We start from the raw sequence: 13,922 nt of genomic DNA, 5'->3' as shown, positions 1-13,922 counted from the left end.
AAAGGCTTCGCCGACTGGAGGTTAGCGGGGCCAGAAATCGCGGATGGTGCTGGTCTTCTGCTTGACGCGGGTACGCTGGGTTTCCTGATGCATGCTGAAGGCCGTGGCGATCAGCATCATTATGGTCATGGCGACGGCGAGCATGTAGATCATCATTGTCTCAATCTCCTGCCCAATAACGGGCGCGGGCCGATTTGGTTTCATCCGTTGACGTTCCCGACATATAGCGGGCGCGCCTTGAACCTTTTCTGATAGCCCCGTTCATGTGCCGTTCATGCAGTTTGCCTTTGATCCACAGTCTCGCTAGAAGCCGTCCATGACCATGCGCCACGCCATCTATGCCGGCTCCTTCGACCCGCTGACCAACGGCCACCTGGACGTGTTGAAGGCGTCGCTGGCGGTTGCCGACGTCGTCTACGCGGCAATCGGCATCCATCCCGGCAAGAAGCCGCTGTTCGAGTTCGACGAGCGCGTCGGCCTGATCGAGGCGGCGACGCGCGACGAGTTCGGCGACGATGCCGGCCGCATCAAGGTCGTGTCCTTCGACGGGCTGGTGATCGACGCGGCACGCCAGCAGGGCGCGGCGATCATGATCCGCGGGCTGCGCGACGGCACCGACCTCGACTACGAGATGCAGATGGCCGGCATGAACGAGACCATGGCGCCCGACCTGCAGACGGTTTTTTTGCCGGCAAGCCCTTCGGTGCGCACGATTACCGCCACACTTGTCCGCCAGATTGCGTCGATGGGCGGGGATATCCGCCCCTTCGTACCGGCGGTGGTCGCCGAAGCGCTCACCGCTAAATTCAATTCGAAATAGAATTCTGGAGAACGTCCATGCAGCTCAGGAAGCTTGCTTCGTTATTCGTCATGCTTGCGGCCCTGTGGGGAATTTCGCCGGCCTTCGCGGCCGAGCCCGAAGACACCATGATCATCACGCTGAAAGACGGCGACGTGGTCATCGCGCTGCGGCCGGACCTCGCGCCCAAGCATGTCGCGCAGATCAAGAAGCTGGTGCGCGAAGGCGCCTATGACAATGTCGCCTTCCACCGGGTGATGGCCGGCTTCATGGCGCAGACCGGCGACGTGCAGTTCGGCGACATGGTCGACGGCTACAATTCGCAGCGCGCCGGCATGGGCGGCTCGGCACTGCCGGACCTGCCGGCCGAATTCTCCGACGTGCCCTACGTACGCGGCGTGGTCGGCATGGCGCGCGCGCAGGACCCCGACTCGGCCAATTCGCAGTTCTTCATCATGCTGGCGCCCAATGAGGGCCTGAACGGCCAGTACACCGTCGTCGGTGTGGTCGAGAGCGGCATGGAATTCGTCGACAACATCAAGAAGAGCGACAACCCGCAGACCGGCGCGGTGGTCGATCCGGACCGCATGGTCAAGGTCCGCATCGCGGCAGACGACTAAAAATCCATTAGAAAAGAAGGACTTAATCATGGCTGAAATCAAGGACCGCGAGAACGCGCTCATTCTCGAAACCACGCAGGGCCAGGTGGTCATCGAGCTGCTGCCGGATCTCGCACCCGGCCATGTCGGCCGCATCAAGGAACTGGCCCGCGAAGGCGCCTATGACGGCGTGGTGTTCCACCGCGTCATCGACGGCTTCATGGCGCAAACGGGCGACGTCAAGTTCGGCAAGTCGGGCGGCAAGGAATTCAACCCGGCACGCGCCGGCATGGGCGGCTCCGACAAGCCGGACCTGAAGGCCGAGTTCTCCAACATGAATCATGCGCGCGGCACCTGCTCGATGGCGCGCTCGCAGAACCCGAATTCGGCGAATTCGCAGTTCTTCATCTGCTTCGACGACGCCGGCTTCCTCAACCGCCAGTACACGGTGTGGGGCCAGGTCATCGAGGGCATGGACAATGTCGACAAGATCAAGCGCGGCGAGCCGGTGGCGGATCCCGACAAGATCGTGTCGATGAAAGTCGCCGCAGACGTAAAGTAACCGGCAGGGGCAGGGGACCAGGACGTCAATGATGGGTGTAATCTGGTCCCTGCTCGGCATCGTGTCCGGCGCCTTCATCGCCATCCAGGCGCCGGTCAACGCGCAACTGGCGCGCGGGCTCGGTTCTCCGGTGCCGGCCGCCGCCTTCTCCTTCCTGTCCGGCGCCGTCGTGCTCGGCATCGTCTCGGTGCTGATCGTCCGGCTGCAGGGCATTTCGCTCGACTGGCGCGCGCCGGCACCCTGGCTGTTCGTCGTCGGCGGACTTCTGGGCGGCTCCTACGTGACGATCGCGACCATCCTTGCCCCGCGCATCGGCGCCGCGGCGCTGATGGCCTTTGCGGTGACCGGCCAGCTTCTCGCGGGCATGGCCATAGACCGGATCGGCTTTCTGGGGCTGGCGGTGCGCGAGATCTCGCTCGGTCGCGTCGCCGGGGCCGTGCTGCTGCTCTCCGGGGCGCTGCTGATCCGCCTGACCTGATGCGTGTCGATCTCTTCGATTTCGAACTGCCGGAGGAGCGCATCGCGCTGCGACCGGCCGAACCGCGCGACTCTGCACGGCTGCTGGTCGTCAGGGCGGGCGATGGGACCGAGGACCGTTCGGTCGGCGAGCTGCCTTCCCTGCTCGATCCCGGCGACCTGCTGATCTTCAACGACACAAAAGTCATTCCGGCGCAGCTTTCCGGCATCCGACGCCGCGGCGAGGCCGAGGCGCAGGTGGACGCGACGCTGCACATGCGCACCGCACCCGACCAATGGCTCGCCTTCATGCGACCCGGCAAGCGGGTGGCGGCCGGCGACCGAATCCATTTCGGCCATGACGGCAATTCCTGTTTTCTCGGCGCGCTCGACGCCACGGTGCTCGAAAAGCGCGAAGGCGGCGAGGTGCTGCTCGGCTTCGACCTGTCCGGTCCGTTTCTCGACGAGGCGCTGCATGCCGTCGGGCATATTCCGCTGCCGCCCTATATCGCCTCGAAACGGCCCGACGACGCGCGCGACCTGACCGACTACCAGACGATCTACGCGAAGGACGAGGGCGCGGTGGCCGCGCCGACCGCCGGACTGCATTTCACGCCGGAGCTTTTCGCGGCACTCGACGCGCGCGGCATCGAGCGGCACTTCGTGACGCTGCATGTGGGGGCAGGCACCTTCCTGCCGGTCAAGGCCGACGACACCGCCGACCACAAGATGCATGCCGAAGTGGGGCACGTTTCGGAGCCGACGGCAGCGGCCATCAACGCGGCGCGGGCGCGGGGCAACCGCGTCGTCTCCGTTGGCACGACATCACTCAGGCTTATCGAAAGCGCAGCAGCTGACGACGGCACGGTCTCGCCCTGGTCGGGACCAACTGACATCTTCATCACGCCGGGCTACAGGTTCCGTGCGGTCGACGTGCTGATGACCAATTTCCACCTGCCGCGCTCGACGCTCTTCATGCTGGTCTCGGCCTTTTGCGGGCTTGAGACGATGCGCGCAGCCTATGCGCATGCGATCGAGAACAAGTACCGCTTCTATTCCTACGGCGATGCCAGCCTGCTATTCAGGGCACAGATATGATCGTGCGCTACCTGACCCACCCGCAGGTCGCGATCGATCCGTCGGTGCCCGTCGAACGCTGGGGGCTGAACGCAGTCGGAAGCGGGCGCGTGACGGCGCTGGCGGCGTCGGGTGCGCTGCAGGGCACGCGCGTCCTTCTATCGAGCGGCGAGACCAAGGCGATCGACACCGCCGCCCCGCTGGCGACGGCGCTGGGCGTCGAGCATCGCATCCGCGAAGGCATGCACGAGAACGACCGCTCGGCGACGGGCTTCCTGCCGCCCGCCGAGTTCGAGCAGGTCGCAGACCAGTTCTTCGCTGCGCCGGGAAAGAGCATCAGGGGCTGGGAACGGGCGATCGACGCCCAGACGCGCATCGTGCGCGAGACGTTGGCCGCGCTGGCCAAGGCTCCGGCCGGCGATGTGTTGCTGGTCGGCCACGGCGCGGTCGGCACGTTGCTGATGTGCCATCTTGCCGGCTGGGCAATTGATCGCAGCCGCGACCAGCCGGGCGGTGGCGGCGGCAATTTCTTCGCCTTCGAACGCGACGGCCTGCGGCTGCTGCATGGCTGGGCACCGATGGAAACGATCAGGGCCGACGAGGCGCGGGCGACATGAGCGAGACCTTCCAGTTCAAGCTGCTGGCGACCGACGGCAAGGCGCGGCGTGGCGAGATTTCGATGCCGCGCGGCACGGTGCGAACGCCGGCCTTCATGCCGGTCGGCACCGGCGGCACGGTCAAGGCCATGTACATGGACCAGGTGGGCGGCACCGGCGCCGACATCATTTTGGGCAATACCTATCACCTGATGCTGCGTCCGGGCGCGGAACGCATGGCGCGGCTTGGCGGGCTGCACAGGTTTTCCGGCTGGCAGGGTCCCATCCTGACCGATTCCGGTGGCTTCCAGGTGATGTCGCTGGCGGGCTTGCGCAAGCTGACCGAGCAGGGCGTGACCTTCCAGTCGCATATCGACGGCTCGCGCCACGAGATGAGCCCGGAGCGCTCGATTGAAATCCAGGGCCTGCTCGGCTCCGACATCCAGATGCAGCTCGACGAATGCGTTCGCCTGCCGGCCGAGAAGGACGACATCGAGCGCGCCATGGAAATGTCGCTGCGCTGGGCCGAGCGCTGCAAGGCGGCGTTCGGCGACCAGCCGGGCAAGGCGATGTTCGGCATCGTGCAGGGCGGCGACGCGCCGGCGCTTCGCGTGCGTTCGGCGCAGGCGCTGAAGGCGATGGACCTGAAGGGCTATTCGATCGGCGGGCTGGCCGTCGGCGAGCCGCAGGCGGTGATGCTGGAGATGCTGGGCATCACCTGCCCCGAACTGCCGGTGGAGAAGCCGCGCTACCTGATGGGCGTCGGCACGCCGGACGACATCCTGAAGTCGGTCGGGCAGGGCATCGACATGTTCGACTGCGTGATGCCGACGCGCGCCGGCCGGCACGGCCTGGCCTTCACCCGGCACGGCAAGATCAACCTCAAGAATGCCCGCCATGCGGAGGATCACCGGCCGCTAGACGCGGAAAGCAGCTGCCCGGCAGCACGCGACTATTCCCGCGCCTACCTGCACCATCTCGTCCGCTCCGACGAGATCCTGGGCATGATGCTGCTGACCTGGAACAATCTGTCCTACTATCAGGACCTGATGCAGGGCATGCGCGACGCGATCGAGGCGCAGCGCTTCGAGGATTTCTCGGCGGAGACCACCGATAGGTGGACGAAGGGCGACCTGCCGGCGCTCTGAGCCGGGGTCAGGTGCTCAGCGCGTTGGAGGCTCTCAGGCTGACGCCGGTGATGCGGTAGACGCCGTCGGGCTGCAGTTCGAGCGTGTAGACGGCCTCGTAGTCCTTGCCGTCCGGGCCCTGGATCAGGACCTGCTGGATAACCGACGTGCCGCTGGGCTCCTCGACCTTGCCGAAGGCGTAGTTGCGCGGGCTTCGCACCGGCCGATAGCCGCTCTCGACCATGCCCATGAAGATCTCGACGTTGGGGAAGATGCGCTTCACGTTCGGCGCGGCGTAGGAATAGGCGAGCGCGCCGTCATTCGACTGGAACGCACGGAGCTGGGCGTCGATGGTGGATTGTGCCGAGCTGATTTCCGCTTCGCCGGCGAAGGCGGGCCCGGCCAGGGTGAACGATACCAGCATCGGGGCGAGAGTTCTGGCAAGCATGTGGGTTCTCCTCATTCTGTCAGGGTGACCGGTCATGCGTCTGCGGCTGCGACGGCCACATGATACCATACGCAGGGTCTCGCCCGGCGGTTTCATCGCGCCGGAAATTTCCCGGCGCGGAGGCATGTTCGACCCTGACTGCCCATCCGTTGTGCAGCCTGTTCGGGTGACCCAACGTCAGTCGTTCGCATATTTCGCCTTTTCAGCCGCAGAGCGCCCGAAACCGCATAAATCTGGCGAATGTCCTTGCTTTTCAGGCGTGAGGCCATTGAAATGGAGTCTACAGGGAGTTCGCGATTGGTAGCTTTCGACGAAATGATGCCGGAGAGTTCCGGCCTGAGAAGTTCTTATGCGGCTTACGACCAGTGGTTGCAGCGGCAGGATCCAACCAGACTCGCCGACAAGATGCGGGATGCCGAGCGGGTGTTTCGCAAGACCGGCATCACCTTTGCCGTCTATGGCGATGAGGAAGCCGTCGAACGGCTGATTCCCTTCGACATCGTGCCGCGCATCATCTCGGGTACCGAGTGGCGGAGGCTGACACAGGGCATCGAGCAGCGCGTCCAGGCGCTCAACGCCTTTCTCGACGACATCTACCACCGCCAGGAAATCCTGCGGGCCGGTCGGATTCCGAAGCACCTGATCGCCAACAATGCGGCGTTCCTGCCCGAGATGATCGGCGTGCGGCCGCCAGCCGGCGTCTACACCCATATCATCGGCACCGATATCGTGCGCACCGGCGAGAACGAGTTCTTCGTGCTCGAGGACAATGCGCGCACGCCGTCCGGCGTCTCCTACATGCTGGAGAACCGCGAGACGATGATGCAGCTCTTCCCGGAGCTGTTCCAGAAGATCCGGGTGCGCCCGGTCGAGAACTATCCGCAGCTGCTTCGCCAGTCGCTGGCGGCAACGCGGCCGGAAAACCTGAAGCAGGCGCCGACCATCGCCGTGCTGACGCCGGGCAGCTACAATTCCGCCTATTACGAGCACGCCTTCCTTGCCGACCAGATGGGCGTCGAGCTGGTGGAGGGACACGACCTGCGTGTCGTCGACGGCCATGTCGCCATGCGCACGACCGAAGGCTACAAGCAGATCGATGTGCTCTACCGCCGCGTCGACGACGATTTCCTCGATCCGCTGAGCTTCAACCCGGATTCGGCACTCGGCATCCCGGGCATCATGGACGTTTACCGCGCCGGCAACATCACGATCGCCAACGCGCCGGGAACTGGCATCGCCGACGACAAGGCAATCTATTCCTACATGCCGGAGATCATTGAGTTCTACACCGGCCGCAAGGCGATCCTGCAGAACATCGAGACCTGGCGCTGCTCGGAGCCCGACAGCCTGAAATACGTGCTGGAAAACATCAAGGACCTGGTGATCAAGGAAGTGCACGGATCCGGCGGCTACGGCATGCTGGTCGGGCCGACCTCGACCAAGAAGGAATGCGAGGCCTTCGCCAAGAAGCTCGCGGCCAATCCGTCGAACTACATCGCGCAGCCGACCCTGTCGCTGTCGACCTGTCCGATCCTGACCGAGGCGGGACTGGCGCCGCGGCATGTCGATCTCAGGCCCTATGTGCTGGTTTCGGACCGCATCCAGATCGTGCCCGGTGGACTGACGCGTGTTGCGCTGAAGGAGGGCTCACTGGTGGTGAATTCCTCGCAGGGCGGCGGCACCAAGGACACCTGGGTGCTCGACGACTGAACAGGAAACCCTGATGCTACTTGGACGTACCGCCAACGGCCTCTACTGGATGAACCGCTACATCGAGCGGACGGAAAACATGGCCCGTCTCGTCGACGCCGGCCTGCGTATGGCGTTGACCCGTACCCACAGCGCCGAGGAGGAATGGAAATCGGTGGTGCTGTCGGCCGGCACCGACAACGGCTTCGGCGGCTCGCATGAGAACTATACGGCCGAAGCGGTGTCCGACTACCTGCTGCGCGATGCATCCAACCCGTCGAGCGCCATGTCGTCGATCGAGACGGCGCGCTTCAACGCCCGCATGGTGCGCACCGCGCTGACGCGCGAAACCTGGGAGAGCATCAACGAAGGCTGGATGAGCCTGAAGCGGATGCTCGCCGACCCGATCGACGAACGCGAACTGCCGCGCGTTCTCGACGAGATCAAGCGGGCGACGGCGCTTATCCGCGGCTCTTTCTACGGCACCATGCTGCGCAACGAGATCTTCGACTTCTCGCAGATGGGCACCTATGTCGAGCGCGCCGACAACACGGCGCGCATCCTCGACGTCAAATACTACGTGCTGCTGCCCTCGGTCTCCTGGGTGGGCTCGACGCTCGACAACTACCAGTGGGAATCGATCCTGCGCTCGGTGTCGGCGCACCGCAGCTATCGCTGGGTCTACGAGGCGGAGTACAAGCCGACGAACATCGCGGACTTCCTGATCCTCAATGGGCGCATGCCGCGATCGCTGACCTTTTGCTATCGCTTCCTGGGGGAGCACCTGCGCTTCCGCGAAGAGGAATATGGCGAGCGACTGCCGTGCCACGACACGGTCGAGAAGACTCTTGCCAAGCTGCGCGGCAGTTCGATCAAGCAGATATTCGACACCGGGCTGCACGAATTCCTGACCGGTTTCATCCACGACAACAACCGCCTCGGTGCTGAAGTTGCGAACGACTATCGCTTTCTCTGACACGGGCAGAAGGCCAGACATGCCATGCGGCTGAAAATCTCACACCGCACCGAATATCACTACGACGTGCCGGTTCATTACGCGTTGCAGCGCCTGCGCCTCACGCCGCGGGGCGGCTCGACGCAGACGGTGCTGTCGTGGGCGATCGAGGTGACGGGCGCGCATGAAGAGGTGCGCTTCATCGACCATTTCGAGAACGAGACCCGGCTGATCAGCGTGGACGGCGAGATGGACGCGGTCAGCGTGGAGGCCTCCGGCGAGATCGAGACGCACAACACGGCCGGCGTTTCCGGCGCGCATCACGGTTTTGCGCCGCTCTGGCTGTTCGAGCGCGAAACGCCGCTGACGGCGGCGGGCGAGGCGGTGCGCGACCTAGCCCGGTCGATCGACGAGGGCTCGGACCTCGACCGGCTGCACCGGCTGATGGACACGATCGAGGAGCGCGTCGCCTATCTGCCCGGCGCCACCCATGCCGGAACCACGGCAGAGGAAGCGCTGATCCAGAAATCCGGCGTCTGCCAGGACCACGCGCATATCTTTGCCTCGGCAGCGCGCAAGATGGGCTTTCCGGCCCGCTATGTCAGCGGCTACCTGATGATGAACGACACGGTCGACCAGGCGGCCAGCCATGCCTGGGCCGAAGCCCATGTGGCAGGCCTCGGCTGGGTGGCCTTCGACGCTTCGAACGGCATCTCGCCCGACGAGCGCTACGTCCGCATTGCGACCGGCCGGGATTTCCGCGATGCCACGCCCGTTTCGGGAATTCGTCTCGGCAAGGCCGAGGAACGGCTTGCGGTTAGCCTCACGGTGGAGCAGTAATCCGGCATAATTGCTGCCGGAACCGATTCCATGACGTATTGTGTAGGACTGAAGATCGATCGCGGGCTCGTGTTCATGTCGGACACGCGCACCAATGCGGGCATCGATTCGATCTCGACCTTTCGCAAGATGCACGTCTGGGAGGAGCCGGGCGAGCGGGTGCTGGTGCTGATGTCGGCCGGCAACCTGGCGACGACCCAAGCGGTCGTCAGCCTGCTCGACGAGCGCTCGAAGGCAGTGAGCGACCGTTCGCACACGCTGCTGGAAACGCCCTCCATGTACCAGACGGCGGCACTGGTCGGCAGCGTGGTCAAGGAAGTGATCGCCAATGCGTCGCCGACCGGGCAGAGCGCGGATTCCTATTTCAACGCCTCCTTCGTTCTCGGCGGCCAGATCCGCGGCACCGAGCCGCGCCTCTTCATGATCTATCCGGAAGGAAATTTCATCGAGAGCACCGAAGACACGCCGTTCTTCCAGGTCGGCGAGACGAAATACGGCAAGCCGATCCTGGTGCGGGCCTACGACAAGACGATGAGCTTCGCCGAGACGGTGAAGCTGCTGATGGTGTCGTTCGATTCAACGCTGAAGTCGAACCTCTCGGTCGGCCTGCCGCTCGACCTGACCTTCTACGAGAAGGATACGTTCAAGGTGGGGCTGCAGCGACGCATCAACCAGGACGATCCCTATTACCGGCAGATCTCCGAGGGCTGGTCCGACGCGCTGAAGATGGCGTTCAAGAGCCTGCCGGATTTTGTCGAGTAGGCGCTATGGCTGCGGGCTTGCGTCCCTGACGGGCAGGCCTCGGGCCTGAGGGGGAAGCATGGACGGCGAAGATTTCCGAAAATGGTCGCATAAGGCTGCCGACTGGGGCGCGGACTACCGCGCCGACCTGCGCGAGCGGCCGGTGCGCGCGCAAACCCGGCCCGGCGCGGTGGCGGCACGCATCGCCGCATCCGCACCCGAGGAGGGCGAGGAGATGGAGGCGATCTTCGCCGACTTCGAGGACGTCATCGTGCCCGGCATGACGCATTGGCAGCACCCACGATTCTTCGCCTATTTCCCGGCCAACGCGGCACCGGTGTCGGTGGTGGCGGAGTACCTGGTCAGCGCCATGGCCGCGCAATGCATGCTGTGGCAGACCTCGCCGGCGGCAACGGAACTCGAGACCAAGGTCATCGACTGGCTGCGCCAGGCGCTCGGCCTGCCCGAGGGGTTTGCCGGCGTCATCCAGGATTCCGCCTCGTCGGCAACGCTGTCGGCCGTGCTGACCATGCGCGAGCGGGCGCTCGAATGGCAGGGCAACCGGCAGGGACTGTCCGGGCAGCCGCGGCTGCGCGTCTATTCGACCGACCAGGTGCATACCTCCATCGATCGGGCAATCTGGGTGTCGGGCATCGGCGAGGAAAACCTGGTGCGCGTTCCCTCAGGCGGGCGCTGGCGCTCCATGCAGCCCGAGGCGCTCGAGGCGGCAATCGCCGAGGATCTGGCGGCAGGATATTGTCCGGCGGGCGTGATCGCCTGCGTCGGCGGCACCAGTGTCGGCGGCAGCGACGATGTGGCAGCACTCGGCGCCATTGCACGCCGGCACGGGCTATACCTGCATGTCGACGCGGCCTGGGCGGGGTCGGCGATGATCTGCCCGGAGTTCCGGCACTTCTGGACGGGCGTGGAGGAGGCGGATTCGGTCGTCTTCAACCCGCATAAATGGCTGGGCGCGCAGTTCGACTGCTCGGTGCATTTCGTGCGCGACCCAGAAAGCCTGGTGAAGACGCTGGCGATCCGCCCCGAATTCCTCAAGACCCACGGCCATGACGGCATCGTGAACTATTCCGAGTGGACGGTGCCGCTCGGACGGCGGTTCAGGGCGTTGAAGATCTGGTTCCTGCTCCGGGCGCACGGTCTCGAGGGGCTGCGCGGGATGATCCGCAACCATGTCGCCTGGAGCGAGAAGCTCGCCGCGCGGCTCGCCGCACAGCCCGGCTTCGAGATCGTTACCGAGCCGATGCTGTCGCTGTTCTCGTTCCGCCACCAGGCGCGCGACGAGCGCGAGACGGACGAGCACAATCTGCGCCTTGTCGAAGCCATCAACAATGACGGGCGCATCTACCTGACGCAGACACGCGTCGACGGCAAGGTGGCGATCCGCTTCCAGGCGGGCCAGTTCGAAACCACCGAGGCCGACGTCGATGCCGCCTTCGAGGCGATCACCGAGATCGCCGCCGGCCTCTAGCGGGTCGGAAACGGGCGACCAAAACCGCTACATTCGTTTAGCCGGCTAGTCTTAATTCCCTATTTTCGTTTTTCGTGCTATTTGCTAAAAACGAAAGGGGAGGGATCAATGTACCTTACGCAACGACATACCGAAATCATCCAGCTTGCGAAGGATGAGGGCAGGGTGCTGGTCGACGACCTGGCTGCGCATTTCGGTGTGACGCCGCAGACGATCCGCAAGGATCTCAATGATTTGTGCGAACAGCGGCTGCTGACCCGCATCCATGGCGGGGCATTGTTTCCGTCGGGGATCGAAAACATGGAGTACGAGGCGCGCCGAAAGATCGCGCTCGTCGAGAAGGAGGCGATCGGCAAGGCCGCAGCGCGGCTGATCCCGGATCACGCTTCGCTGTTCGTCAACATCGGCACCACGACGGAGGCCGTCGGCAAGGCGCTTCTCGACCATACCGGGCTCATGGTCATCACCAATAACATCAATGTTGCCAATATGATGCGGGTCTATCCCTCGATCGAGGTCGTGATCGCGGGCGGCGTGGTGCGCGGCTCGGACGGCGGCATCGTCGGCGAGGCGGCCGTGGATTTCATCAAGCAGTTCAAGGTGGACTATGCGGTGATCGGCGCCTCGGCCATCGACCATGACGGTGCGTTGCTTGATTTCGACTTTCGGGAGGTGAAGGTCGCGCAGGCCATCATCGCCAATGCACGGCACGTCATCCTGGTTTCGGATTCGACCAAGTTCGAGCGGACCGCACCTGTGCGCATTGGCCATCTGAGCCAGGTCGACACCTTTATCACCGACCGCTGCGATCTGCCGGCCATCCGCAGCATATGCGGCGAAGCAGAAGTCGTGCTGGTCGAGACCGCGGTTGCGGAATAGCGCGCGAGGCGCGAATCCGACATTTCGTTTGACATTCGTTCTTATTTCGAAATAATCCCGAAACGCTTTCGAGATCGCCGAAAATGGTGCAGTGCGAAAGCGTGGGAGGACTTTCGTGGACGCAATACCGATCCATGACATCTTTGTCATTGGCGGCGGCATCAATGGCTGCGGCACGGCGCGCGATGCTGCGGGCAGGGGATATTCGGTCTTCCTCGCCGAAATGCGCGATCTTGCCAGCGGCACATCCTCCTTCTCAACCAAGCTGATCCACGGCGGACTGCGCTACCTCGAATATTACGAGTTCCGGCTGGTGCGTGAATCGCTGATGGAGCGCGAAGTGCTCTGGAAGAGCGCTCCACACATCATCTGGCCGATGCGCTTCGTGCTGCCCTATGCCAAGGGGCTGCGGCCCGCCTGGCTGATCCGGCTCGGCCTGTTCCTCTACGACCACATAGGCGGCCGCAAGCTGCTGCCGCCGACGCGCACGCTGGACATGCGACAGGACCCGGCCGGCAAGCCGCTGAAGCCGCTGTTCACGCGCGCCTTCGAATATTCGGACGGCTGGGTGAACGATGCCAGGCTGGTGGTGCTGAACGCCCGCGACGCGGCCGACCGCGGCGCGACGATCCGCACGCGCACCAAGGTTGTCAGCGCACGCCGCGAGGCGGGGATATGGACGGTCACGGTCGAGGACCTGCGCAGCGGCAAGACCGAGGACGTGCGGGCCCGGATGATCGTCAACGCCGCCGGACCCTGGATCGACCATGTGCTGTCGGGCACGGTCGGCCAGAACGACGTGCACAACGTCCGCCTGGTCAAGGGCAGCCACATCGTGGTGCCGAAGAAGTTCGACGATCCGCGGGCCTATTTCTTCCAGAACAAGGACGGGCGGATCATCTTCGCGATCCCCTACGAGGACGACTTCACGCTGATCGGCACGACGGATGAGGATTTTTCCGGCGACCCGCATGACGCCAAGATCAGCGATGCGGAGACCAACTACCTGTGCGATGCGGCGAGCGAGTATTTCGCCAAGCCGGTCAGGCCCTCGGACATCGTCTGGACCTATTCGGGCGTGCGGCCGCTTTACGACGATGGCGCCACCAAGGCGCAGGAAGCCACGCGCGATTACGTGCTGAAGTCGGACGGGGGCGACGGCAAGGCGCCGATCGTCAACATTTTCGGCGGCAAGATCACCACCTATCGCCGGCTGGCCGAGCACATGCTGGAAAAGATCGAGGGTTTTCTCGGCGCCAAGGGCAAGCCCTGGACGGCAAAATCGGTGCTGCCGGGCGGCGACTTCTTCGACACCGGCTTCGAGGCGCAGGTGAAGAAGCTCAAGGCGAGCTATGGCTTCCTGGAGCTTTCTCATGCGCGCCGGCTGACGCGGCTATACGGGACGCGAGCGGCGACGCTGCTCGGGCTGGCGAAGTCCCTCGCCGACCTCGGCCAGAAGTTCGGACCCGATCTCTACGAGGCCGAAATACGCTATCTTGTCGAGCACGAGTGGGCTGTTACGGCGGAAGACATACTTTGGCGCCGCACCAAGCGCGGGCTGGTGCTGAGCGGCGAGGAAACGGCCAAGCTCGAGACATTCATGAACGGACTGAACCACGGGATGCGGAACGCGGCGGCCGAATAGCCGCGCGTCGGAAGCGCCTG

General features: G+C 64.3%; 16 protein-coding genes. 14 read left to right on the top strand and 2 right to left on the bottom strand.

Annotated elements, in window-relative coordinates:
- Positions 1-21: 21 nt before the first annotated feature.
- A complete protein-coding gene (locus ACT2BZ_RS19900; protein ID WP_457937119.1) occupies positions 22-156 on the bottom strand; it encodes a hypothetical protein in 135 nt (44 codons plus the stop codon).
- Between the two features lie 166 nt (positions 157-322).
- Between ACT2BZ_RS19900 and coaD the strand changes: the two genes are divergently transcribed.
- From coaD to tgt, 7 genes are read left to right on the top strand one after another with little or no spacing between them, the layout of a single operon-like run.
- The gene (gene coaD, locus ACT2BZ_RS19895) at positions 323-820 is read left to right on the top strand and encodes a pantetheine-phosphate adenylyltransferase (RefSeq protein WP_457941393.1); all 498 of its coding nucleotides are present in this window, start codon (positions 323-325) and stop codon (positions 818-820) included.
- Between the two features lie 17 nt (positions 821-837).
- Positions 838-1,419, top strand: a complete 582-nt coding sequence (locus tag ACT2BZ_RS19890; protein ID WP_457937117.1) for a peptidylprolyl isomerase — start codon at positions 838-840, stop codon at positions 1,417-1,419.
- A 28-nt stretch (positions 1,420-1,447) separates the two neighbouring features.
- Positions 1,448-1,960 (top strand): peptidylprolyl isomerase, encoded by a 513-nt coding sequence (locus ACT2BZ_RS19885; RefSeq protein ID WP_457937115.1) that lies wholly within the window; start codon positions 1,448-1,450, stop codon positions 1,958-1,960.
- A gap of 28 nt (positions 1,961-1,988) precedes the next feature.
- Positions 1,989-2,438 carry a DMT family transporter gene (locus tag ACT2BZ_RS19880; protein ID WP_457937113.1) on the top strand — a complete coding sequence of 150 codons (450 nt, stop codon included), beginning with the start codon at positions 1,989-1,991 and terminating at the stop codon, positions 2,436-2,438.
- Positions 2,438-3,514 carry a tRNA preQ1(34) S-adenosylmethionine ribosyltransferase-isomerase QueA gene (gene queA / locus ACT2BZ_RS19875; RefSeq protein WP_457937111.1) on the top strand — a complete coding sequence of 359 codons (1,077 nt, stop codon included), beginning with the start codon at positions 2,438-2,440 and terminating at the stop codon, positions 3,512-3,514. Before ACT2BZ_RS19880 ends, queA begins: the two co-directional genes overlap by 1 nt.
- Entirely contained in the window at positions 3,511-4,110 is a 600-nt protein-coding gene (locus ACT2BZ_RS19870) for a histidine phosphatase family protein (protein ID WP_457937109.1), read from the top strand. The genes queA and ACT2BZ_RS19870 overlap by 4 nt, the downstream gene beginning before the upstream one ends.
- On the top strand, positions 4,107-5,237 hold the full coding sequence (tgt, locus tag ACT2BZ_RS19865) for a tRNA guanosine(34) transglycosylase Tgt (protein ID WP_457937107.1): 1,131 nt from the start codon (positions 4,107-4,109) through the stop codon (positions 5,235-5,237). The genes ACT2BZ_RS19870 and tgt overlap by 4 nt, the downstream gene beginning before the upstream one ends.
- Before the next feature lie 7 nt (positions 5,238-5,244).
- Here the strand turns inward: tgt and ACT2BZ_RS19860 are convergent, their stop codons facing one another.
- Positions 5,245-5,664 carry a DUF4864 domain-containing protein gene (locus ACT2BZ_RS19860; protein ID WP_457937105.1) on the bottom strand — a complete coding sequence of 140 codons (420 nt, stop codon included), beginning with the start codon at positions 5,662-5,664 and terminating at the stop codon, positions 5,245-5,247.
- A 297-nt stretch (positions 5,665-5,961) separates the two neighbouring features.
- Between ACT2BZ_RS19860 and ACT2BZ_RS19855 the strand changes: the two genes are divergently transcribed.
- The 7 genes from ACT2BZ_RS19855 (at position 5,962) to glpD (ending at position 13,902) form a co-directional block, all read left to right on the top strand.
- Complete coding sequence (locus tag ACT2BZ_RS19855; protein WP_457937104.1) at positions 5,962-7,374, top strand: circularly permuted type 2 ATP-grasp protein; 1,413 nt, start codon at positions 5,962-5,964, stop codon at positions 7,372-7,374.
- 13 nt (positions 7,375-7,387) lie between these two features.
- The gene (locus ACT2BZ_RS19850; protein WP_457937102.1) at positions 7,388-8,329 is read left to right on the top strand and encodes an alpha-E domain-containing protein; all 942 of its coding nucleotides are present in this window, start codon (positions 7,388-7,390) and stop codon (positions 8,327-8,329) included.
- Between the two features lie 24 nt (positions 8,330-8,353).
- A complete protein-coding gene (locus tag ACT2BZ_RS19845; protein ID WP_457937100.1) occupies positions 8,354-9,148 on the top strand; it encodes a transglutaminase family protein in 795 nt (264 codons plus the stop codon).
- Between the two features lie 30 nt (positions 9,149-9,178).
- Positions 9,179-9,910 carry a peptidase gene (locus ACT2BZ_RS19840; RefSeq protein WP_457937098.1) on the top strand — a complete coding sequence of 244 codons (732 nt, stop codon included), beginning with the start codon at positions 9,179-9,181 and terminating at the stop codon, positions 9,908-9,910.
- Between the two features lie 58 nt (positions 9,911-9,968).
- Entirely contained in the window at positions 9,969-11,378 is a 1,410-nt protein-coding gene (locus tag ACT2BZ_RS19835) for a pyridoxal phosphate-dependent decarboxylase family protein (protein WP_457937096.1), read from the top strand.
- Between the two features lie 108 nt (positions 11,379-11,486).
- Positions 11,487-12,257: a DeoR/GlpR family DNA-binding transcription regulator gene (locus tag ACT2BZ_RS19830; RefSeq protein WP_457937094.1), complete on the top strand. Its 771-nt coding sequence runs from the start codon at positions 11,487-11,489 to the stop codon at positions 12,255-12,257.
- 115 nt (positions 12,258-12,372) lie between these two features.
- Positions 12,373-13,902: a glycerol-3-phosphate dehydrogenase gene (gene glpD / locus ACT2BZ_RS19825; RefSeq protein WP_457937092.1), complete on the top strand. Its 1,530-nt coding sequence runs from the start codon at positions 12,373-12,375 to the stop codon at positions 13,900-13,902.
- Positions 13,903-13,922: the final 20 nt, after the last annotated feature.

The organism is Mesorhizobium sp. 10J20-29 (genome assembly GCF_054130485.1).
This window is presented reverse-complemented; position numbering and strand designations above follow the sequence as displayed.